Annotated in this window: 21 protein-coding genes; 18 read left to right on the top strand and 3 right to left on the bottom strand. The window is 75.4% G+C overall.

Annotated features, from left to right (window positions below):
- The first annotated feature begins 1 nt into the window (after nt 1).
- From pgsA to ACI79O_RS11705, 14 genes are all read left to right on the top strand, one after another.
- Nucleotides 2-634, top strand: a complete 633-nt coding sequence (gene pgsA, locus ACI79O_RS11770; RefSeq protein ID WP_456914216.1) for a phosphatidylinositol phosphate synthase — start codon at nt 2-4, stop codon at nt 632-634.
- Nucleotides 631-1,566 (top strand): phosphatidylinositol mannoside acyltransferase, encoded by a 936-nt coding sequence (locus ACI79O_RS11765; RefSeq protein ID WP_456914215.1) that lies wholly within the window; start codon nt 631-633, stop codon nt 1,564-1,566. The genes pgsA and ACI79O_RS11765 overlap by 4 nt, the downstream gene beginning before the upstream one ends.
- Entirely contained in the window at nt 1,566-2,786 is a 1,221-nt protein-coding gene (locus tag ACI79O_RS11760) for a glycosyltransferase family 4 protein (RefSeq protein WP_456914214.1), read from the top strand. Before ACI79O_RS11765 ends, ACI79O_RS11760 begins: the two co-directional genes overlap by 1 nt.
- A gap of 11 nt (nt 2,787-2,797) precedes the next feature.
- Complete coding sequence (locus ACI79O_RS11755; protein ID WP_456914213.1) at nt 2,798-3,340, top strand: hypothetical protein; 543 nt, start codon at nt 2,798-2,800, stop codon at nt 3,338-3,340.
- Nucleotides 3,341-3,362: 22 nt separating this feature from the next.
- On the top strand, nt 3,363-4,478 hold the full coding sequence (locus ACI79O_RS11750) for a heparan-alpha-glucosaminide N-acetyltransferase domain-containing protein (protein ID WP_456914212.1): 1,116 nt from the start codon (nt 3,363-3,365) through the stop codon (nt 4,476-4,478).
- 118 nt (nt 4,479-4,596) lie between these two features.
- Entirely contained in the window at nt 4,597-5,349 is a 753-nt protein-coding gene (locus tag ACI79O_RS11745) for a YebC/PmpR family DNA-binding transcriptional regulator (RefSeq protein WP_456877126.1), read from the top strand.
- Between the two features lie 82 nt (nt 5,350-5,431).
- The gene (ruvC, locus tag ACI79O_RS11740) at nt 5,432-5,998 is read left to right on the top strand and encodes a crossover junction endodeoxyribonuclease RuvC (RefSeq protein WP_456877127.1); all 567 of its coding nucleotides are present in this window, start codon (nt 5,432-5,434) and stop codon (nt 5,996-5,998) included.
- Nucleotides 5,995-6,636 (top strand): Holliday junction branch migration protein RuvA, encoded by a 642-nt coding sequence (gene ruvA / locus ACI79O_RS11735; protein ID WP_456888138.1) that lies wholly within the window; start codon nt 5,995-5,997, stop codon nt 6,634-6,636. The genes ruvC and ruvA overlap by 4 nt, the downstream gene beginning before the upstream one ends.
- Nucleotides 6,633-7,757 carry a Holliday junction branch migration DNA helicase RuvB gene (gene ruvB, locus ACI79O_RS11730; protein WP_456877129.1) on the top strand — a complete coding sequence of 375 codons (1,125 nt, stop codon included), beginning with the start codon at nt 6,633-6,635 and terminating at the stop codon, nt 7,755-7,757. Before ruvA ends, ruvB begins: the two co-directional genes overlap by 4 nt.
- 172 nt (nt 7,758-7,929) lie before the next feature.
- Nucleotides 7,930-8,307, top strand: coding sequence for a preprotein translocase subunit YajC (locus ACI79O_RS11725; protein ID WP_456914210.1), 378 nt, complete (start codon nt 7,930-7,932; stop codon nt 8,305-8,307).
- A gap of 11 nt (nt 8,308-8,318) precedes the next feature.
- Nucleotides 8,319-9,989: a protein translocase subunit SecD gene (secD, locus tag ACI79O_RS11720; protein ID WP_456888146.1), complete on the top strand. Its 1,671-nt coding sequence runs from the start codon at nt 8,319-8,321 to the stop codon at nt 9,987-9,989.
- Complete coding sequence (gene secF, locus ACI79O_RS11715) at nt 9,986-11,413, top strand: protein translocase subunit SecF (RefSeq protein ID WP_456914209.1); 1,428 nt, start codon at nt 9,986-9,988, stop codon at nt 11,411-11,413. Before secD ends, secF begins: the two co-directional genes overlap by 4 nt.
- 19 nt (nt 11,414-11,432) lie before the next feature.
- The gene (locus ACI79O_RS11710; RefSeq protein WP_456877133.1) at nt 11,433-12,020 is read left to right on the top strand and encodes an adenine phosphoribosyltransferase; all 588 of its coding nucleotides are present in this window, start codon (nt 11,433-11,435) and stop codon (nt 12,018-12,020) included.
- Nucleotides 12,021-12,109: 89 nt separating this feature from the next.
- Nucleotides 12,110-14,629 (top strand): RelA/SpoT family protein, encoded by a 2,520-nt coding sequence (locus ACI79O_RS11705; protein WP_456914208.1) that lies wholly within the window; start codon nt 12,110-12,112, stop codon nt 14,627-14,629.
- A 3-nt stretch (nt 14,630-14,632) separates the two neighbouring features.
- Here ACI79O_RS11705 and ACI79O_RS11700 read toward each other — a convergent pair whose 3' ends face one another.
- The 3 genes from ACI79O_RS11700 to ACI79O_RS11690 are packed head-to-tail and all read right to left on the bottom strand — an operon-like array spanning nt 14,633 to nt 16,835.
- On the bottom strand, nt 14,633-15,283 hold the full coding sequence (locus ACI79O_RS11700; protein ID WP_456888153.1) for a class I SAM-dependent methyltransferase: 651 nt from the start codon (nt 15,281-15,283) through the stop codon (nt 14,633-14,635).
- Nucleotides 15,280-16,008 (bottom strand): peptidylprolyl isomerase, encoded by a 729-nt coding sequence (locus ACI79O_RS11695; RefSeq protein WP_456888155.1) that lies wholly within the window; start codon nt 16,006-16,008, stop codon nt 15,280-15,282. Before ACI79O_RS11695 ends, ACI79O_RS11700 begins: the two co-directional genes overlap by 4 nt.
- Nucleotides 16,005-16,835, bottom strand: coding sequence for a peptidylprolyl isomerase (locus ACI79O_RS11690; protein WP_456888157.1), 831 nt, complete (start codon nt 16,833-16,835; stop codon nt 16,005-16,007). Before ACI79O_RS11690 ends, ACI79O_RS11695 begins: the two co-directional genes overlap by 4 nt.
- Nucleotides 16,836-17,005: 170 nt before the next feature.
- On the opposite strand from ACI79O_RS11690, the gene ACI79O_RS11685 reads away from it, so the two are divergent.
- From ACI79O_RS11685 to aspS, 4 genes are all read left to right on the top strand, one after another.
- Nucleotides 17,006-17,701 carry an MBL fold metallo-hydrolase gene (locus ACI79O_RS11685; RefSeq protein WP_456888159.1) on the top strand — a complete coding sequence of 232 codons (696 nt, stop codon included), beginning with the start codon at nt 17,006-17,008 and terminating at the stop codon, nt 17,699-17,701.
- Nucleotides 17,702-17,783: 82 nt separating this feature from the next.
- A complete protein-coding gene (hisS, locus tag ACI79O_RS11680) occupies nt 17,784-19,037 on the top strand; it encodes a histidine--tRNA ligase (RefSeq protein WP_456888280.1) in 1,254 nt (417 codons plus the stop codon).
- Entirely contained in the window at nt 19,037-20,017 is a 981-nt protein-coding gene (locus ACI79O_RS11675) for an aldo/keto reductase (RefSeq protein ID WP_456888161.1), read from the top strand. Before hisS ends, ACI79O_RS11675 begins: the two co-directional genes overlap by 1 nt.
- A gap of 30 nt (nt 20,018-20,047) precedes the next feature.
- Nucleotides 20,048-21,823: an aspartate--tRNA ligase gene (gene aspS, locus ACI79O_RS11670; RefSeq protein ID WP_456888162.1), complete on the top strand. Its 1,776-nt coding sequence runs from the start codon at nt 20,048-20,050 to the stop codon at nt 21,821-21,823.
- Nucleotides 21,824-21,842: the final 19 nt, after the last annotated feature.

Raw genomic sequence — 21,842 nt, 5'->3', positions numbered from 1 at the left:
CGTGCTCGGGCAGGGGGCGCGCGCGGCCGTCGGCCGGTTCTGGGCGCCGGTGGTGACCCGGCTGGCCGGCGCCGGCGTGACCCCGGACGCGGTGACCGTGACCGGGACGCTGGGCGCCATCGCCGCCGCGGTGCTGCTCATCGCCCGCGGCGAGCTGTTCTGGGGCGCGTTCACCGTCACGCTGTTCGTGCTGCTCGACATGCTCGACGGCGCCCTGGCCCGCGCCCGGGGCGGCGGGTCGGCGTTCGGCGCGGTGCTCGACTCCACCTGCGACCGCGCCGTCGACGCCGCCGTCTTCGGGGCGCTGGTCTGGTGGTTCACCGGCGCCGGGGACAACCGGCTGCTCGCGCTGCTGGCCCTCGTCGGCCTCACCCTGGGCGTGCTGACCAGCTACATCAAGGCGCGCGCCGAGGGTGTGGGCATCCCGTGCGACGTCGGGCTGGTCGAGCGCACCGAGCGGCTGATCCTGGTGCTCACCGGCACCGGCCTGACCGGGCTGGGCATCCCCTACGCCGTCGACGTCGGGCTGTGGCTGCTGGTCGCCGGCGGCGCCGTCACGGTGGGGCAGCGGGTGGCCGCCGTCCACCGCGGTGCGCGCGGCCGGACCCTGTCGCCGTCGGCACCGGCTCCGTGAGCCGGCGCCGTGCCCGTCTGGCGTCCCGCGCCACCGACCTCGGCTTCGCCGCGGGCTGGCGGGCCGTGCAGTGGCTGCCCGAGCCGGTCGCCCGTGGCGGCTTCGACGCGGTCGCCCGGGTCGCCGCCCGCCGCCAGGGCCGGGGCACCCGCCAGCTGCGGGCCAACCTGCGGGTCGCCACCGGCGGGGAGCTCGACGAGGAGGCGCTCGACGAGCTCACCACCCGGGCGCTGCGCTCCTACGCGCGCTACTGGCAGGAGGCCTTCCGCCTGCCGCGGCTGGACACGCAGCGGGTGCTGCGGGACACCGTCCTCGTCGGGCGGGACCACCTGGCGCGGGCGCGGGAGCAGGGCCGGCCGGTGGTGCTCGCCCTCCCGCACAGCGGCAACTGGGACGCGGCCGGGGTGTGGTTCGTCGACTGGCTCGGCGGGCCGTTCATGACCGTCGCCGAGCGGCTGCGCCCCGAGTCGCTCTACGAGCGCTTCCTCGCCTACCGGGAGACCCTCGGCTTCCGGGTGGTGCCCCTGACCGGCGGCGCCCGGTCCAGCTCCGAGGTGCTCCGCGAGTGGCTCGACGGCGGCCGCTCGGTGTGCCTGCTGGTCGACCGCGACCTGGGCCCCGCCGGGGTGCCGGTCGACTTCTTCGGCCGGCCCACCACCATGCCCGGCGGTCCGGCGCTGCTCGCTGCCCGCACCGGGGCCGCGCTGCACCCGGTCGTGTCCCGGTTCAGCGAGCGCGGCTGGGTGCACGAGGTGTGCCCGGAGGTGCGGCTCGACGGCGCCCCGCGGCTGCGCGACCGGGTGGCGGGGGCGATGCAGGGCGTGGCCGACGCCTTCACCGCGGGCATCGCCCGGCAGCCCGAGGACTGGCACGTCCTCGGCCGGATCTGGGCCGACGTGCCGCCCGACCCGCCGGCGGGGGAGCGCGGCTGATGCGGATCGGCCTGGTCTGCCCCTACCAGTGGGACGTGCCCGGCGGGGTGCAGTACCACGTGCGCGACCTCGCCGAGACGCTGCGCGGGCTCGGCCACCACGTCGAGGTGCTCACCCCCGCCGAGCGCGAGGAGTCGCTGACCGACCCCTGGCTGACCTTCGCCGGGCGCACCGTGCCGATCCCGTACAACGGCTCGATGGCCAGCGTGCAGTTCGGGCCGGTGTCGGCGTCCCGCGTGCGGCGCTGGCTGCGCGAGGGGCGCTTCGACGTCGTCCACGTGCACGACCCCGCCCCGCCCTCGATCGGCCTGCTCGTCTGCATGATCGCCAAGGGGCCCATCGTGGCCACCTTCCACGCCGCGACGGTCCGGTCCAAGTGGCTGGTCGCGTGGGGCCCGGTCGTGCGCCCGTGGCTGGAGCGGATCAGCGGCCGGATCGCCGTCTCCGACTTCGCCCGCCGGGTCCAGGTCGAGCACCTCGGCGGCGACGCCGTGATCATCCCCAACGGCGTGCACGTGCCCGCCTTCGCCGACGGCCCGACGCTGCCCGGTGCCGCGCGCGGCGTCGACGGCCCCACGATCGGCTTCCTCGGCCGCTACGACGAGCCGCGCAAGGGCCTGCCGGTGCTGCTCGAGGCGATGCGGACCGTCGTCCGCGACCACCCCGGCGCGCGCCTCCTCGTCGCCGGCCGCGGCGACCCCGACGCGCTGTACGAGGCGGTGGGGGAGGACCTGCGCCCGTCGGTGGCGCTGCTGGGCGAGCTGTCGGAGCCCGACAAGGGCGCGTTCCTGCGCTCGGTCGACGTGTACTGCGCGCCCAACCTGCTCGGCGAGAGCTTCGGCGTGGTGCTCATCGAGGCCATGGCGGCCGGTGCGCCGATCGTCGCCAGCGACCTCGACGCCTTCGCGCGGGTGCTGGAGGACGGCGCGGCCGGGGTGCTGGTCCGCCGCGGGGACGGCGCGGCCCTGGCCCGGGCGCTGTCGGGGCTGCTCGACGACCCCGCGCGCCGGGCGGCGCTGTCGGCGGCCGGGCGGGAGGCCGCGGCGGGGTACGACTGGCAGGTGGTGGCGCGCAAGGTGCTCGCTGTCTACGAGACCGTCGCCGTGCCCGGCGCCGGCGGGGTCACCGCCGCCGACGACGACGAGCTGGCCGCCGCCACCGGTACCCCGGGCGCAGAGGACGGGGTGTTGCCGTCCCTGCGCAGGCGCGTCCGCCGCTAGCGTGGTCAGGCGTGACGCCCGATGCCTGGATGCTGCTCGCCGCGGGCGTCGTCGTGCTCCTGCTCGCCTGCTGGACGGCCTGGACGCTCACCCGGCTGCGGCGGCTGGAGGTCCGGGTGGCCCGCGCGTGGACGGTGCTCGACGACCGGCTGCAGCAGCGCGCCGCGCTCGCCGCCGACCTGGCCTCCGACTGCTCGGCCGCGCTCGGCGAGGACCGCACCGTCCGGCTCAAGGCCGCCGCGCACGACGCCCACCACCCGCGGAGCGGGGACCGCGAGCTGGCCGAGAACGCCCTCGGCCGCGAGCTGCGCGCACTGCCCCGCGAGGTGCCCGGCATCCCGACGGCGCGGCTGACCGCGCTGGCCGAGGCCGACGCCCGCATGGCGCTGGCGCGGCGGTTCTACAACGACGCCGTCCGCGACACGCACCTGCTGCGGCTGCGCCGGCTGCCCCGGCTGCTGCGGCTGCACGCCGACCGGCCGCTGCCGCGGTTCTTCGACGTCGAGGACGGCCTGGACGCCGTCCTGACCGGGGCCGGGACGGCCCGCGGCTGAGCGCTCCCGAGGTGTCGACCCCGTGACCGCGCAGCAGGACGAGGTCGGGAGTGCCCGCCGGTCTCCCGGGCCCGAGCGGGCAGCCCCCCGGCGGCTCGGCGGCGTCGACCTCGCCCGCGGGCTCGCCGTACTGGGCATGTTCGGCGCCCACCTCGGCGCCACCGGGGAGCTCGGCTGGGACCCGGCCACCTGGCGGGCGGTCGTCGACGGCCGCTCGTCGATCCTGTTCGCCACGCTGGCCGGGGTGTCCATCGCCCTGCTGTCCGGCGGGCGCACCCCGCCGGCCGGCCACGAGCTGGCCCGGGCGCGGACCCGGATCCTGGTCCGCGCCGCCTGGGTGTTCGCCATCGGCGGCGTGCTGGAGCTGCTCGACACCTTCGTCGCGATCATCCTCGGCGTCTACGCGGCGCTGTTCGTCCTGGCGCTGCCGTTCCTGCGCTGGTCCCCGGCCCGGCTGCTGCTGGCCGCCGGCGTCGTCGCCCTGGCCGGCCCGCCGCTGGCGCTCGCGGTCGGCCGGTACGCGACCGAGCACGGCGAGGAGGGCAACGCCTTCGCCTTCCTGCTGTTCACCGGCTACTACCCGGCGGCGGTGTGGCTGGCCTTCGTGCTGGCCGGGCTGGCGGTCGGCCGGATGGACCTCGCCGCCGCCCGGGTGCGCGCGGGCCTGGTGGCCGGCGGCGCGGCCGCCGCGGTGCTCGGCTACGTCGGGGGCCGGCTGAGCACCCTGGAGTTCGCGCCCGGGGAGCGGCTGGCCGGCATCGAGGCCGGGTTCGGCGCCGAGGGGGAGTGGGACCCGGCCTGGTTCGCCGGCGCCGAGCCGCACAGCAGCACGCCGTTCGAGGTGCTCGGGTCCGGCGGGGTGGCGGTCGCCGTCATCGGCCTGTGCCTGGTCCTCGCCGACCTGCTGCCGCGGCTGACCTGGCCGCTGGCGTCGGTGGGCGCGCTGGCGCTGTCGGTCTACACCGCCCAGATCGTGGCCATCGAGGTGTTCGACGTCGACTACGGCGAGTCCTGGGGGCAGTGGGTGCGCTTCAGCCTCACCGCCGTGCTGCTGGCGTCGGTGTGGCGGTGGCAGCTGGGCCGCGGACCGCTGGAGCGGCTGCTGACCTGGAGCTCGCGGCGCGCGGCCGGGCCCTGACCGTGCCCGCCTGCCCGGCCGGGCCCGTCCGGCCGGGTCGGGGGCCGGCGGGCCGCCGGTAGGATCGACCGGTGCGCCCGGGTGCCGGTGCCGGGCGCCCGGGACGAGGAGGACAGCCGTGAGCGGCCATTCCAAGTGGGCGACCACCAAGCACAAGAAGGCCGCGATCGACGCCAAGCGCGGCAAGCTGTTCGCCAAGCTGATCAAGAACGTCGAGGTCGCGGCACGCACCGGCGGCGGTGACCCGGCGGGCAACCCGACGCTCTACGACGCCATCCAGAAGGCGAAGAAGTCCTCGGTCCCCAACGACAACATCGACCGCGCGGTCAAGCGCGGGTCGGGCGCCGAGGCCGGGGGCACCGACTACCAGAACATCACCTACGAGGGCTATGCCGCCGGCGGTGTCGCGGTGCTCGTCGAGTGCCTCACCGACAACCGCAACCGCGCCGCCTCCGAGGTGCGCACCGCGATGACCCGCAACGGCGGCTCCATGGCCGACCCGGGCTCGGTGTCCTACCTGTTCACCCGCAAGGGCGTCGTCGTCGTGCCCAAGTCCGACGGCGTCGACGAGGACAGCGTGCTCCTGGCCGTCCTCGACGCCGGCGCCGAGGAGGTCCGCGACCTCGGCGACACCCTCGAGGTCGTCTGCGAGCCCACCGACCTGGTCGCGGTGCGCACCGCCCTGCAGGACGCCGGCATCGACTACGACTCGGCCGAGGCCGGCTTCGTCCCCAGCGTCACCGTCGAGCTCGACGAGGAGGGCGCCGGCAAGGTGTTCCGCCTCATCGACGCCCTCGAGGACTGCGACGACGTGCAGAACGTCTACGCCAACTACGACGTCTCCGACGAGGTGCTCGAGAAGGTGGGCTGACGACGGCCCGCGTGTCGCGCCCTCTCGTCGCACGGGCCGGTTAGCCTCGGTCGAACACCAGTTCGGTCATCGGGAGGCGTCCATGCGGGTCCTCGGCATCGACCCGGGGCTCACCCGGTGCGGGTGGGGCGTCGTCGACGGCCGTCCCGGCGCCCGGCCGGAGGCCGTCGGGGTGGGCGTCATCCGCAGCTCCGCCGACCTCGACCTGGAGCTGCGGCTGCTGGAGCTGCACACCCAGGTGACGGCGCTGCTGCGCGAGCACCGGCCCGACGTCGTGGCCATCGAGCGGGTCTTCACCCAGAACAACAAGGGCACCGCCACCGGCACCGCCCAGGCGGCGGGCGTGGCGGCGCTGGCCGCCGCGCAGGCCGACCGGCCGGTCGCCTGGCACACGCCCAGCGAGGTCAAGGCGGCCATCTCCGGCAGCGGCCGCGCGGACAAGGAGCAGGTCACCCTCATGGTCACCCGGGTGCTGGGCCTCGCGGCCGCCCCCAAGCCGGCCGACGCCGCCGACGCGCTCGCCCTGGCGGTCTGCCACGTGTGGCGCGGCCCGGCGCAGCAGCGGCTGCGCAGCGCGGCGATCGCCGGCGGCATCGGCGCACCGGTGGTGCAGCGGACGCTGCCGCGCTGGCAGGGGGTGTCCCGGTGATCGCGAGCGTCAACGGCCGGGTGGCGGCGGTCGGGCCCGACGGCGCGGTGGTCGAGGTCGGCGGGGTCGGCCTGTCGGTGCAGTGCACGCCGGGCACCATCGCCCGGCTCGTGGTGGGGGAGCAGGCCCGGCTGGCCACCAGCCTCGTCGTCCGCGAGGACTCCCTGACCCTCTACGGCTTCGCCGACGACGACGAGCGCCAGCTCTTCGAGCTGCTGCAGACGGCCAACGGGGTCGGCCCGCGGCTGGCCCAGGCGGTGCTGGCCATCCACCCGCCGCGCGAGGTGCGCCGCGCGGTGTCGATGGCCGACGTCAAGGCGCTCACCCAGGTGCCCGGCATCGGCAAGAAGGGCGCGGAGCGGCTGATCCTCGAGCTGCGCGACCGGCTGGGCTCCACCACCACCGACACCCAGCTCGACGGCGGCGCGCTGCCGGCGGGCGCCGCGCCGGTCACCCCGGTGGCGCCCTGGCGCGACCAGCTCACCGCCGCGCTGGTGGGCCTGGGCTGGTCCAGCCGCGAGGCCGACACCGCGCTCACCGCGCTCGCGCCGGTCGCCGACGAGCAGCTCACCGGCACCGGCCGGGTCGACGTCGCGCTGCTCCTGCGCCAGGCGCTGCAGCTGCTGGGCCGGTCGTGAGCGGGCCGTTCGACCGGTCGCTGACCGGGGAGGTGGCCTCGGGCATCGGCCGCGACCTCGGCGTCTCGCCGCAGGCCGGTGACGAGGAGCGGGTCGTCGAGTCGGCGCTGCGCCCGCACTCGCTGACCGACTTCATCGGCCAGCCCAAGGTGGCCCGCCAGCTCGCGCTGGTGCTCGAGGGCGCCAAGCGCCGGGGCCGGCCGCCGGACCACGTGCTGCTGTCGGGCCCGCCCGGCCTGGGCAAGACCAGCCTCGCGCTCATCATCGGCTCGGAGCTGGGCACCTCGGTGAAGATCACCAGCGGTCCGGCGATCGAGCGCTCCGGCGACCTCGCGGCGATGCTGTCCAACCTCGGCCCCGGCGACGTGCTGTTCATCGACGAGATCCACCGCATCGCGCGGCCGGCCGAGGAACTGCTGTACATGGCGATGGAGGACTTCCGGGTCGACGTCGTCGTCGGCAAGGGGCCCGGCGCCACCGCCATCCCGCTGGAGATCAACCCGTTCACCCTCGTGGGTGCGACCACCCGGGCCGGCCTGCTCACCGGCCCGCTGCGCGACCGGTTCGGCTTCGTCGGCCAGATGGAGTTCTACGAGCCCGCCGAGCTGCAGCAGGTGCTCGCCCGCAGCGCCGACCTGCTCGGCGTCGAGCTCACCGACGACGGCTCGGCCGAGATCGCGGGCCGCTCCCGGGGCACCCCGCGCATCGCCAACCGGCTGCTGCGCCGGGTGCGCGACTACGCCGAGGTGGAGGCCGACGGCCGGGTGACCCGGGCCGTCGCGCGGGCCGCGCTGGCGCTCTACGACGTCGACGAGCTCGGGCTCGACCGGCTCGACCGGGCGGTGCTCGAGGCGCTGGTCGCCCGCTTCAACGGCGGCCCGGTGGGCGTGAGCACCCTCGCCGTCGCGGTGGGGGAGGAGCCGCACACCGTGGAGGAGGTGTGCGAGCCGTTCCTCGTGCGCGCCGGCCTGCTGGCCCGCACGCCCCGCGGGCGGGTGGCCACCGAGGCGGCCTGGCGGCACCTCGGCCGGCCGCTGCCGCGCGGCGGGATCCCCCTCGGAGGTGTCACAGCCGCCCCGCGTGACCCGGGTTCGTCGTCGGAACCGCTCTTCGACGCCTAGACTGATCGGCGCTGGCGCGCAAGTCGGCCCCTCGCCGGGCCGTTCGGGTCCCGGCTCCGCGACCCGGTGTCGGCGGGGGCCGGCCCGCGCGCCTCGACCGACGTACCCGAGCGGTCCCGACCCGGGCCGCACCGACCGCGTGCACCCGGCGCGGTAGAGAGGCACCACCGTCGTGGAACTGTTCCCCCTGCTCCTGCTCGTGCTGGCCTTCGTGGCCCTGGTCGTCCTGCCGGCGCGGGCCCGCAAGCGCCAGCAGAACCAGACGCAGTCGGCGCTGACGATCGGCGTCCCGGTCATCATGGCCGGGGGCGTGCACGCCACGGTGGCGGGCCTCGACGACCCGGCCACCGTCCAGGTCGAGATCGCCCCGGGTGTCGTCGTCACCTACGCCCGGCAGGCGGTCCTGCAGGTGCGCCCGCCGGCCGGGGAGGTCCCCGGCCCGGTCGTCACCGGCGAGACGGTGGTGGACCCGGCGGTCGACCCCTCGGTGGACGAGACGTCCGCCCGGGACGACCGGCGCGGTGACGGTTCCTCCGGCAAGACCCTCTGACGGGGCGTCCGGTGGCCAACCGCGCCCTGCCCGCGAGCCGTTACTTCGGCGCCTTCTTCCTGATCGTGGCCGTCATGTACGGCCTCATCTTCCTCACCGGCAGCGACCGCACCCCCCAGCTCGGCCTGGACCTGCGCGGCGGCACCACGGTGACGCTGACCGCCCGCACCCCCGACGGGCAGGCGCCGGCTCCCGAGGACCTCGAGCTCGCCCGGCAGATCATCGAGCAGCGGGTCAACGGTCTCGGCGTGGCCGAGGCCGAGGTGGTCACCGAGGGCGAGTCCAACATCGTCATCTCGGTGCCCGGTGACAGCGGCGAGCAGGCGCGCGAGCTCGGCCAGACCGCCCAGCTGCGCTTCCGGCCGGTGATCACCGGCCCGGAGACGGCGGCCCCGGCCGAGACCACCGACGAGGCCACGCCGACCGACCCGGCGGCCCCCACCGACTCGGCGGCCCCGACGGACTCGGCGGCGCCCACGGACTCGGCGGCCCCGACGGACTCCGCGGCGGCCACGGACTCGGCGGCGCCCGGTGACGAGGCGATCAGCGACCCCGCGCTCGACACCGACCGTCCCGCGGTGACCCAGGAGGAGGCCGCGGCCGAGTACGCCACGCTGACCTGCGCGCCCGAGGACACCGCCGGCGAGGTCGCCCGCCCCGACGACCACGTCGCGGCGTGCAGCGAGGACGGCACCCAGAAGTACCTCCTCGGCCCGACGATCATCGAGGGCACCGAGATCGCCGACGCCTCCGCCGGCACCCAGCCCACCACCGGCGAGTGGGTCGTGCTGCTCGACTTCAACAGCGAGGGCCGGGCCACCTGGGCCGAGTACACGGCCGCCAACGTCGGCAGCAACGTCGCCTTCACCCTCGACGGCCGGGTGGTCTCCGCGCCCACCATCCAGGGCGCCATCAACGGCCAGACGACGATCACCGGCCAGTTCGACCAGGAGAGCGCCGAGGAACTGGCCAACCAGCTCCGCTACGGCGCGTTGCCGCTGACCTTCACCCAGGCCACCGCGGAGTCGATCTCCACCGAGCTCGGCTCCGAGCAGCTGCGGGCCGGCCTGATCGCCGGGGCCATCGGCATCGCGCTGGTCTTCGTCTACGCGCTGGTCTACTACCGGCTGCTGGGCCTGGTGATGATCGCCAGCCTGGTGCTCTCGGCGGTCGTGGTCTACGCCAGCCTGGTGCTGCTGGGTCGCGAGATCGGGTTCACCCTGAGCCTGGCCGGCATCGCCGGGTTCATCGTCGCGATCGGCATCACCGCCGACTCGTTCGTCGTGTACTTCGAGCGGCTCAAGGACGAGATCCGCGAGGGCCGCAGCCTGCGCTCGGCCGTGCCGCGGGCCTGGGTCCGCGCCCGCCGGACCATCCTCTCGGCCGACGCGGTCAGCTTCCTGGCCGCGGCCATCCTGTACTGGCTGGCCATCGGCGACGTGAAGGGCTTCGCGTTCACCCTGGGTCTGTCCACGGTGCTCGACCTGGTCGTCGTCTTCCTCTTCACCCACCCGCTGATGGCGGTGCTGGCCCGCTTCCCGGCCTTCAGCCGGAGCCGGTTCTCCGGTCTCGGCCGGGTCGACCGCTCGCGCCGGTCCGCCGCCCCGCAGGCCCGCGCCGACCGCGAGCTGGTCGGCGCCGGCAGCGGCGCCCGCGCGTCCCAGGACAGGAGCCAGGCATGAGCCGCGAGCAGGACCGCGACACCGCCGACGACCGGGAGCGCGAGGTCCCGGTCGGCACCGAGGCCGACGAGGCGCGCGCCGCCGGGGTCGACGCCGCGGAGGACGCCGCCGCGGCCGGCCAGGCCGCCGGAGACCTCGCGCTGGCCGACGCCGGCCTGCCCGCCGAGGGGCAGGACGGCACCACCCGGCGCCCGCCGCACCGGGCGTCGCTGGCGCACCGCCTCTACAACGGCGAGGCCGGGCTCGACGTCGTCGGCCGCAGCCGGCTGATCTACAAGATCACCGCCGTCGTCGTGCTCGTCTGCGTCGCCTCGATGCTGTTCCGCGGCTTCAACTTCGGTATCGACTTCGCCGGGGGCAACAGCTTCCGGGTGGCCGGCGGGATCGAGCAGCTCGAGGAGGTCCGCCAGGCCGCCACCGACGCGGGCGCCGACGTCGCCTCGGCCCAGGTGGTCGGCGGCGACGAGATCCTGCTGCGCACCGGCGCCCTGGACAACGAGGGAGAGCGGGCGGTCGTCGACGCCGTCGCCGACGCCGCCGGGGTGGCGCCCGACCAGGTCAGCCCCGAGTCGGTGAGCGCCGAGTGGGGGCAGGACATCACCGACCAGGCGCTGCTGGCGCTGGCGGTCTTCCTCGTCGCGGTCATCGCGTTCCTGGCCATCCGGTTCCAGCCCAAGATGGCGGTCGGCGCGATCGTCGCCCTGCTGCACGACCTGGTGGTCACCGCCGGGGTGTACTCGCTGGTCGGGTTCGAGGTCACGCCGTCGACGGTCATCGGCCTGCTCACCATCCTCGGGTTCTCGCTGTACGACACCGTCGTCGTCTTCGACAAGGTCGACGAGAACACCCGCGACCTGGAGAAGACGGCCCGCATGACCTGGGGCGAGGCGGCGAACCTGGCGGTCAACCAGACCCTCATGCGCTCGATCAACACCTCGGTCATCGCGCTGCTGCCGGTCGCCGGCCTGCTGTTCGTCGGGGCGGGCCTGCTCGGCGTCGGCACGCTCAAGGACCTCGCGCTGGTGCTGTTCGTCGGCCTGGCCGCAGGCGCGTACTCGTCGATCTTCCTGGCCACCCCGATCGTCGCCGACCTCAAGGAGCGCGAGCCGGAGGTGCAGGCGCTGCGCCGCCGGGTGCTCGCCCGCCGGTCGGCCGCCGCCCGCACCGGTGCCCGCGTGACCGCCGGCCCGGTGGCCAGCGCCCGCCGCAACCGCGGCGCCGGCCGCGCCGGGGGCGTGGCCCTCGCCGAGCGGGACGTCGACGCGTTCGGTCCCGCCGAGGCCGACGTGGTCGTGGAGTCGCCGGCGTCGGTGGGCCCGGAGCCCGCGCGCCGTCCCGGCCCGCGCGGGGCGACGGCCGCCCCGCGCCCCGGCCAGCGGCCGCAGCGGCCGGGCCCGCGGTCGGGCACGAAGAAACGACGGTGACACGGGGCGAGGAGCGACGGTGACGGGCACCGTCCCGCTCGATGAGCTCATCGCCGGGCTGGCCGTCGAGGTCCCGGACTTCCCGACCCCCGGGGTGGTCTTCCGCGACCTGACGCCGGTCTTCGCCGACGGCCCGGTCTTCCGCCGCGTGGTCGAGGGGCTGGCCGCGCCCGCGCTGGAGGACCCGCGGGCGGCCGCGGTGGCGCACGCCGACGACGGCGTGCCCGGCGACCCGGGCTTCGACGTCGTCGTGGGCGTGGAGGCGCGCGGGTTCCTGCTCGCCGCGGCGGTGGCGCTGCAGGCCGGCGTCGGCGTGGTGCCGGTCCGCAAGGCCGGCAAGCTGCCGCGGGACCGCGTCACCGCCGACTACGCGCTGGAGTACGGCACCGCGACCATCGAGATGCACACCGACTCGCTGCACCGCGGCCAGCGGGTGCTGCTGGTCGACGACGTGCTGGCCACCGGGGGCACGCTCGCCGCCTCCGTCGCGCTGGTGGAGGAGCTCGGCGCCGTCGTCACCGCGGTCTCCGTGGTCATCGAGCTGACCGCCCTCGGCGGACGGGAGCGGCTGGTCCCGCACCCGGTGCACGCCCTCTGGACCACCTGAGGGGGAGCACCGGCCCTGCGGAGGCCGTTCCGTGACCCGGCCCGGCTAGCATGGGAGAGGTCCTCCCTCGTCTGCCGGCAGGAGTCCCCGTGGCCCCCGACGCGCCCGCCACCCGCGTGGCTGGCGCGCGGCCCGAGCAGGCGACCGGCCCGGCCGGGCCCGGTCCCGCGGCGCCGACCCCGGAGCCGGACCCCGCCCGCCAGGACACCGCGCTCCAGCACACCGCGCCCCAGGACCCGGCGGCGGAGCAGCGCTCCGCACCGGCCGGGCGTCCGCTGGTGCGCCGCCCCGACGACGTCGGCAGCGAGCCGCCGGAGGAGGGCGGGACCGGGTCGCCGCGCCCGCGGCGGGTCCGCGACCGGCTGGCCCGCCGCATCGTCACCGGCCAGCGCAGCGCCGTGGTCCGCCCGGTCCTCGAGCCGCTGGCCGCGCTGCACCGGCAGAGCCACCCCAAGGCCGACCTCGCGCTGCTGCAGCGCGCCTACGACGTCGCCGAGGCCGCGCACGCCTCCCAGAAGCGCAAGAGCGGCGACCCCTACATCACCCACCCGCTGGCCGTGGCCACCGTCCTGGCCGGGCTGGGGATGGACACCACGACGCTGGTGGCCGCGCTGCTGCACGACACCGTCGAGGACACCGGCAAGACGCTCGAGGCGATCAGCGCCGACTTCGGCCCCGAGGTCGCCCACCTCGTCGACGGGGTCACCAAGATCGACAAGGTGAAGCTCGGCGACGCCGCCCAGGCCGAGACGATCCGCAAGATGATCGTGGCGATGGCCCGCGACCCCCGGGTGCTGGTCATCAAGCTCGCCGACCGCCTGCACAACATGCGCACGCTGCGCTTCCTCCCGCCGGAGAAGCAGGAGAAGAAGGCGCGCGAGACGCTGGAGATCCTCGCCCCGCTGGCCCACCGCCTGGGCATGAACACGATCAAGTGGGAACTCGAGGACCTCGCGTTCGCCACGCTCTACCCCAAGCGCTACGACGAGATCGTCCGGCTGGTCGCCGAGCGGGCGCCGTCCCGGGACACCTACCTCGCCGAGGTCACCGCCGCGGTGACCGAGCAGCTCAAGGCCGCGGGCATCCCGGCGGTCGTCACCGGCCGGCCCAAGCACTACTACTCGATCTACCAGAAGATGATCGTCCGCGGCCGGGACTTCACCGACATCTGGGACCTGGTGGGCATCCGGATCCTGGTCGACACCGTCCGCGACTGCTACGCCGCGCTGGGCATCATGCACGCGCACTGGCAGCCGGTGCCCGGGCGGTTCAAGGACTTCGTCGCGATGCCGAAGTTCAACATGTACCAGTCGCTGCACACGACGGTGATCGGCCCGCACGGCAAGCCGGTCGAGCTGCAGATCCGCACGCACGACATGCACCGCACCGCCGAGTACGGCATCGCCGCGCACTGGAAGTACAAGGAGAAGGCGCGCAGCGGCGGCCGCCCCGGGCCCGGCGAGTTCGGCGCCAGCAAGGTCGGCACCCCCGACGACATGCTCTGGCTGCGCCAGCTCCTCGACTGGCAGCGGGAGGCCCAGGAGCCCGGCGAGTTCCTCGAGACCCTGCGCTACGACCTCGGGCCGCAGGAGGTCTTCGTCTTCACGCCCAAGGGCGACGTCGTCAGCCTGCCCGGCGGGGCGACGCCGGTCGACTTCGCCTACGCGGTCCACACCGAGGTCGGCCACCGCTGCATCGGCGCCCGGGTCAACGGCGCGCTGGTCAGCCTGGACAGCAACCTCGCCAACGGCGACGTCGTCGAGATCTTCACCTCCCGCTCGCCCACGGCCGGGCCGTCGAAGGACTGGCTGGGCTTCGTCGGGTCCTCCCGGGCGCGCACCAAGATCCGGCAGTGGTTCACCAAGGAGCGGCGCGACGACGCCGTCGAGGCCGGCAAGGAGGCGCTGACCCGCGCCATGCGCAAGGCCGGGCTGCCGCTGCAGCGGCTGCTCGGCGGCGACGCCCTGGCCACGCTGGCCAAGGACCTGCGCTACGCCGACGTCACGGCGCTCTACGCCGCGGTGGGGGAGAACCAGATCTCGGCGGCGTCGGTCGTCGAGAAGCTGATGACCGCGCTGGGCGGCGCCGAGGGCGCGGTCGAGGACATCGCCGAGACCGCGATCCCCACCCGCCGGACGGTCTCCCGGCGCACCGGCAGCGGCGACCCGGGCGTCGTCGTGCACGGCATGAACGACGTGTGGGCCAAGCTCGCCAAGTGCTGCACCCCGGTCCCCGGCGACGACATCCTGGGCTTCGTCACCCGCGGCGGCGGGGTGAGCGTGCACCGCACCGACTGCACCAACGCCGCCGACCTGCGCCGCAAGAGCGAGCGGCTGGTCGAGGTCGACTGGGCCAGCCACCCCGGGTCGGTGTTCCTCGTCTCGATCCAGGTGGAGGCGCTCGACCGGCACCGGCTGCTCTCCGACGTCACCAAGGTCCTGGCCGACGAGCGGGTCAACATCCTGTCGGCGTCGGTGCAGACCAGCCGCGACCGGGTGGCGATCAGCCGGTTCACCTTCGAGCTGGCCGACCCGGCGCACCTCGGCGCGGTGCTGCAGGCGGTCCGCAACGTCGACGGCGTCTTCGACGTCGAGCGCGTCACCGCATAACGGTCAGGCCGGCCGGCGGGCGACGACGGCCCACAGCGGGTCGCCGGTGCCGGGCGCGGTGCGCAGCGACACCTGCGGCTCGGTGAAGCGCCTGGTGCGCCGGACGAGCTCGGCGACCAGCTCCCCGTGCTGCTCGTCGGAGGTGAGCAGCCAGCCGCGCACCGCCTTGGTCGGGAAGCACCGGTTGGAGAAGGTCACCGCCAGCGGCCCGCCCGGGCGCAGCACCCGGGCCACCTCGGCGAGCACCTCGACCGGCCGCGTCAGGTAGTCGATCGACACGCAGCAGACGGCGGCGTCGACGTCCGCGTCGGGCAGCGGCAGCCGCGGGTCCGCGTTGAGGTCGTGCACCACCCGCTCGGTGGCGGCGCGGTTGGCCGCCAGCTCGGCGGCGTTCATGCCGAGCACCACCAGCTCGGCCGGCGGCGTGCGGAAGTGCGAGACCCACGACGACATGAGGTCGAGCACCCGCACCGGGGCGGGCGCCGACCCGTCGATGCCCAGTTCGGCGTAGAGGTCGCCGACGGCGGCGATCGCGGCGTCGTCGATGTGGGTGACCAGCCGCGGCGGGCCGTAGAACTCGGCGTCGGGCCGCTCGTCGGCCCGGGAGAAGAAGCCTGCGGGGAACCCGGCGTAGGGATCGGGTCGGGTCGTCACGTGGCCGGGGTCATGGACACGATGGTGACCGGCACGGTCGGGGCGCCGCCGCCGGGGGAGGGGTCGAGCGAGCCGTCGTTGCCGTTGGCCGCGACGACGTCGAGCACGGCCAGCCCGGCGTCGTCGATCGTGCCGACGACGGTGTAGTCCGGCGGCAGCGTGCTGTCGCCCCACACCAGGAAGAACTGGCTGCCGTCGAGGCCCTGCCCGCTGTTGGCCATCGCCACGGTGCCGCGCGGGTAGGTCTCGTCGCCGTCGACGTCGGTGGGGAAGGCGTAGGTGGGCCCGCCCGCGCCGGTGCCGGTGGGGTCGCCGCACTGCAGCACCTGCAGGCCCTGGGTGTCGACCTCCCGGTGGCACGCCGAGCCGTCGAAGAAGCCCAGGCCGGCCAGGTGCAGCATGCTCGCCGCCGCGCACGGCGCGCCGGCCCGGTCGAGCGTGAGGACCAGCTCGCCCAGCGACGTCGTCATGCGCAGGTCCGCGGTGCCCTCGGCGGGGACCTCGGTGGCCGGCGGGTCGACGTCGACGGCGTAGGGGTTGCCCGACCGGGCGGCGATCCAGTCGCAGGTCGCCGTCGTCCCGGCCGGGTCCGCCGCGCTCCCGCCGCCGCTGCCGGCGGCCGGCGAGGCCGTCCCCGCGACGGTGCCGGTGCAGGCGGCCAGCGACAGCACGGCCAGCGGGACCGCCGCGCCGGTGCGTGCCCCGGCGCGCAGCCGGGAGGTCACGCGGCGACGGTGAGGGACTCGATGCGGACCTCCTGCGTCGGCGCGCCGTCGCCGGGGCCGTTGCTGCCGTCGTTGCCGGCGGCGGCGACGGTGTCGAGCGTGGCCAGGCCCGCCTCGTCGATGGTGCCCAGCACGGTGTAGTTCGGCGGCAGCTGGCTGTCGCCCCACACCAGGAAGAACTGGCTGCCGTCGAAGCCCTGCCCGCTGTTGGCCATCGCGACCGTGCCGCGCGGGTAGGTCTCGTCGCCGCTCACCTGGGTCGGGAACTGGTAGGCCGGCCCGCCGCGGCCGGTGCCGCTCGGGTCGCCGCACTGCAGCACCCTGAGGCCCTCGGAGTCGGTCTCCCGGTGGCAGACCGTGCCGTCGAAGTAGCCCTGCTGCGCCAGGTAGACCATGCTCGCCACCCCGCACGGGGCGTTGGCGTTGTCGAGGGTGAGCCCGATCGGGCCGACGTTGGTGGTGATGCTCACCGCCGTGGTCCCGGTCGGGACGACCTCGGCGGGCGGGGTGCCGGTGTCGCCACGCAGGTCGGGGTTGCTCGCGGTGTCGGCCGGGGTCCAGTCGCAGGTGCCGTCGCTGCCGTCGACGACCCCGGGCGTCGTCGGCGCCGCGCTGGTGCTGGTCGCGGCCTCCGCGGTGCTCGGGTCCTCGTCGCCGCCACCGAAGCCGGCGACGAGCGAGACCGCGCCGCCCACCAGGACGACGGCGAGCACGGTCACCACGACGAGCAGGTTGCGGCGGCGCTTGCGGGCCAGCTCGGCACGGCGCTCGAGCTGCCGCTGCAGGCGGCGCTGCGCGGCAACCCGCCGCTGCTTGTTGGTCGGCACGGGTCGGACACTCCTCGGACGGACGGCTGCTCCGCGGGGCGCGGTCACGGCCCCCCGGCCGCACCACCCGGTCACCCCGCTGGTCGATCCGCGAGTGTAGGTGGCCGACCTGGGGACGCCGGTCCGCCGGACCGCAGGGGCGCTGCGAACGGCGCGCGTAACCTGCACGGGTGCTCATCCGCTCGTTCCCGGCCGGCGCCTTCGCGACCAACTGCTACGCCGTCGCTCCCGGGCCGCGGTCGGAGTGCGTCGTGGTCGACCCCGGCATGGACGCCGTCGAGCCGCTGGCGCGGATGCTCGCCGAGGACGGGCTCAAGCCGGTCGCGGTGGTCCTCACCCACGGCCACCTCGACCACACCTTCTCGGTCCTGCCGGTGTGCGACGGCTACGACATCCCCGCCTACCTGCACCCGGAGGACTCCGGGATGCTGGCCGACCCCGCCCGCTGGCACGGCCCGGCGCTGGCGCCGCTGGTCGCGGGCGTCCGGCTGCCCGACCCGGCGGGGGTCCGGCCCCTCGACGACGGCGCCGTGCTGTCGTTGGCCGGGGTGGAGCTCACCGTCCGGCACGCGCCCGGGCACACCCGCGGCTCGGTCGTGTTCACCCTGGACCTGGGGGAGGCCCCCGGGCTGCTCGCCGGCGACGTGCTGTTCGCCGGGTCGGTGGGCCGGGTCGACCTGCCCGGCGGGTCGTGGCCGGACATGCTCCGCTCGCTGCGCGACGTCGTGCTGCCCCTCGACGACGACACCGTCGTGCTGCCCGGCCACGGCCCGGCGACGACGGTCGGCCGCGAGCGGGCCACCAACCCCTACCTGGCCGAGGCCGCCGCCGGGGAAGGCGCCGCGCCGAAGGGCCGGGGCCTGTGAGTGAGCATCGCAGCGAGCGCCGGCGAGCGAGGAGCGGAGCGAACAGCCGAGCGGAGCGAGGAGGGATGACGTCGTGAGCGGGATGACCGCGCCCAAGGGCGCCTTCGACGTCCTGCCGCCGGAGTCGGCGCGCTTCCTCGCCGTCCGCGACACGCTCACCGCACCGCTGCGGCGCGCCGGGTACGGCTACGTCGAGACGCCGGTGTTCGAGCACACCGAGGTCTTCTCCCGCGGCGTGGGGGAGTCCACCGACGTCGTGACCAAGGAGATGTACACCTTCGACGACCGCGGCGGCCGCTCGCTGACGCTGCGCCCCGAGCTCACCGCCGGGCTGATGCGGGCGTTCATCGAGCACCGGCTGCACACCGGACCGCTGCCGGTGAAGCTGTGGACGGTCGGCTCGGCGTTCCGCTACGAGCGCCCGCAGGCCGGCCGCTACCGGCACTTCACCCAGGTCGACATGGAGGCCCTCGGCGTCGACGACCCTGCGCTGGACGCCGAGGTCGTGGCGCTGGGCGTGCAGGGCTTCCGCGACCTCGGGCTCACCGACTTCGAGCTGCTGCTCACCTCGCTCGGCGACGCGACCGACCGGCCGCCGTACCGGGATCGGCTGGTCGAGTACCTGGCGAAGCTCGACCTCGACGAGGAGACCCGCCGCCGGGCGGAGATCAACCCGCTGCGGGTGCTCGACGACAAGCGGCCCGAGGTGCAGGCCCAGCTCGACGACGCCCCGCTCATGGTCGACCACCTGTCGGACGCCACGCGGGCGCACTACGACGCCGTCCGCCAGCACCTCACCGACCTCGGCGTGACCTGGACCGAGGCGCCCCGGCTGGTGCGCGGGCTGGACTACTACACGAAGACGACGTTCGAGTTCGTCCACCACGGGCTGGGCGCGCAGTCGGCGATCGGCGGCGGCGGGCGCTACGACGGGCTGTCCGCGGCGCTCGGCGGGCCGGACGTGAGCGGCATCGGGTACGCCGTCGGCGTCGACCGGACGCTGCTGGCGGTGCAGGCGGAGGGGCTCGACGTCGCCGCGGCCCCCGGGGTGCAGGCGTTCGTCGTGCCGCTGGGTGCCGACGCCAAGCGGCTGGCGGTCCGCCTGGTCGGCCGGCTGCGCGAGGCCGGCGTGTCCGCGGACACCGTCTACGGCGACCGCGGGCTCAAGGGCGCGATGAAGGCCGCCGACCGGTCGGGTGCCTCGCACGCGGTCGTCATCGGCGAGCGGGACCTGGCCGAGGGCGTCGGCCAGCTGAAGGACCTGCGCACGGGGGAGCAGCGCGCCGTCCCCGTGGGTGACCTGTTCGAGGCGCTGCGGACGGCGGTGAGTGCGTGATGGAGACCCGACCCCTGGGACGGACCGGCGCGGAGGTCTCCGTCGTCGGCCTGGGCACCTGGCAGCTGGGCGGTGACTGGGGCGACGTCGACGAGGACGCCGCCGCGGGTGTGCTCGACGCCGCCCTCGACGCCGGCGTGACGCTGCTCGACACCGCCGACGTCTACGGCGACGGCCGCAGCGAGGAGCGCATCCGCAAGGCGCTGGCCGCCCGCTCGGAGCGGCCGTTCGTGGCCACCAAGGCCGGCCGCCGCGCCGACCCCTTCGAGGCCGCGCAGTACACCCCGGAGAACCTGCGGGCCTGGGTCGACCGGTCGCGGCGCAACCTCGGCGTCGACACCCTCGACCTGGTGCAGCTGCACTGCCCGCCGACGGCCGTGTACTCCGACCAGCGGGTGTACGACGCGCTCGACGCCATGGTCGCCGACGGCGCGATCGCCGCCTACGGCGTGTCGGTGGAGACCGTCGCCGAGGGGCTGACCGCGCTCGAGCACCCCGGCGTGCAGTCGATCCAGGTGATCCTCAACGTCTTCCGCCGCAAGCCGCTCGAGGAGCTGCTGCCCGCGGCCGCCGCGGCCGGCGTCGGCGTGCTGGCCCGGGTGCCCCTGGCCAGCGGCCTGCTGTCGGGGAGGTACAGCGAGTCGACGACGTTCGGCGCCGACGACCACCGGAACTACAACCGCCACGGCGAGGCCTTCGACGTCGGCGAGACCTTCTCCGGCGTGCCCTACGAGGTCGGCGTCGCCGCCGCGCGGGAGTTCACCGCGATCTGCGGCGACCGGGTGCCGGCCCAGGTGGCGCTGCGCTGGGTGGTCCAGCAGCCCGGCGTCACCTGCGTCATCCCCGGTGCCCGCTCGGTGGAGCAGGTGCGGTCGAACGTCGCCGCCGCCGACCTCCCGCCGCTCACCGACGCCGAGCTGGCCGACCTCGAGCGGCTCTACGACGAGCGCATCCGGCAGCACGTCCACGACCGCTGGTGACACCTCCCATCCCCTGAGAGAGAGACCCCTGTGCTCCGCACCCACGACGCCGGCACGCTGCGCGCGTCCGACGCCGGTTCCACCGTCACCCTCGCCGGCTGGGTGGCCCGCCGGCGCGACCACGGCGGCGTCGTCTTCGTCGACCTCCGCGACGCCTCGGGCTACGTGCAGGTCGTCGTCCGCGAGGAGGAGGCGCACGCCCTCCGCAACGAGTTCTGCGTGCTGGTGACCGGGGAGGTCCGGCAGCGGCCGGCCGGCAACGAGAACCCCGAGCTGCCCACCGGTGAGATCGAGGTGGCCGCCGCCGAGCTGCGGGTGCTCTCGCCGGCGGCGCCGCTGCCGTTCCCGATCGAGACCGACCAGGCCGCCTCCGACGACGTCCGCTACAAGTACCGCTACCTCGACCTGCGCCGGCAGGGCCCGGCCCGGATCATCCGGCTGCGCAGCGAGGTCAACCGGATCGCCCGCGGCGTGATGGCGCAGCACGGCTTCGTCGAGGTGGAGACGCCCGACCTGACCCGGTCCACGCCCGAGGGCGCCCGCGACTTCCTCGTGCCGGTGCGGCTGCAGCCGGGCAAGTGGTACGCGCTGCCGCAGTCGCCGCAGCTGTTCAAGCAGCTGCTGATGATCGGCGGGCTGGAGCGCTACTACCAGATCGCCCGCTGCTTCCGGGACGAGGACTTCCGCGCCGACCGGCAGCCGGAGTTCACCCAGCTGGACTTCGAGATGAGCTTCGTCGAGCGCGACGACGTGCTCGCCGTCGTCGCGGACGTCGTCCGCGCGCTGTGGCGGGAGCTGGCCTCGCACGAGGTCCCCGAGATCCCGCGGATGACCTACCGCGAGGCGATGGACCGGTTCGGGTCGGACAAGCCCGACCTGCGGTTCGGCATCGAGCTCACCGAGCTGACCGGGTTCTTCGCCGACACGCCGTTCCGCGTGTTCCAGGCGCCCTACGTGGGCGCGGTGGTCATGCCCGGCGGCGGCTCGCAGCCGCGCCGCGCCTTCGACGCCTGGCAGGACTGGGCCCGCTCGCGGGGCTACCGCGGCCTGGCCTACGTGACCGTCGCCGAGGACGGCACGCTCGGCGGCCCGGTGGCGAAGAACATCTCCGACGCCGAGCGCTCCGGGCTGGTCGAGGCCGTGGGGGCGCAGCCGGGGGACTGCGTGTTCTTCGCCGCCGGCCCGCGCCGGTCCTCCCAGGAGCTGCTCGGGGCGGCCCGCAACGAGATCGCCCGGCGGCTGGAGCTGGTCGAGCCGGGCACCTGGTCGTTCCTGTTCGTCGTCGACTTCCCGATGTTCGAGCAGACCGAGGACGGCGACTGGACGTTCATGCACCACCCGTTCACCTCGCCCACGCCGGAGTGGCGCGACCGGTTCGCCGAGGACAAGGGCGCGGCGCTCTCCGACGCCTACGACCTGGTCGTCAACGGCAACGAGCTGGCCAGCGGCTCGGTCCGGATCGCCGACCCCGAGCTGCAGGAGCGGGTGTTCGAGACCCTCGGCATGTCCCGCGAGGAGGCCCGCGAGCGGTTCGGCTTCTTCCTCGAGGCCTTCGCCTACGGCCCGCCGCCGCACGCCGGTGCCGCGCTCGGGTGGGACCGGCTCACCGCGCTGCTGGCCGGGGTCGACTCGATCCGCGAGGTCATCGCCTTCCCCAAGACCGGCGCCGGGTACGACCCGCTGACCGGCGCGCCCACGCCGATCACCGACGCGCAGCGCAAGGAGGCCGGCATCGACGCCGTCGCCGACGAGCCGGCCCTGCCCGGCGAGCCCGGCGCCCCCGGGCCCACGAACCCGGCGCACTGAGCCGACCGGGCCGGCAGGG

It is taken from the genome of Geodermatophilus sp. SYSU D00696, from assembly GCF_054050235.1.
This window is presented reverse-complemented; position numbering and strand designations above follow the sequence as displayed.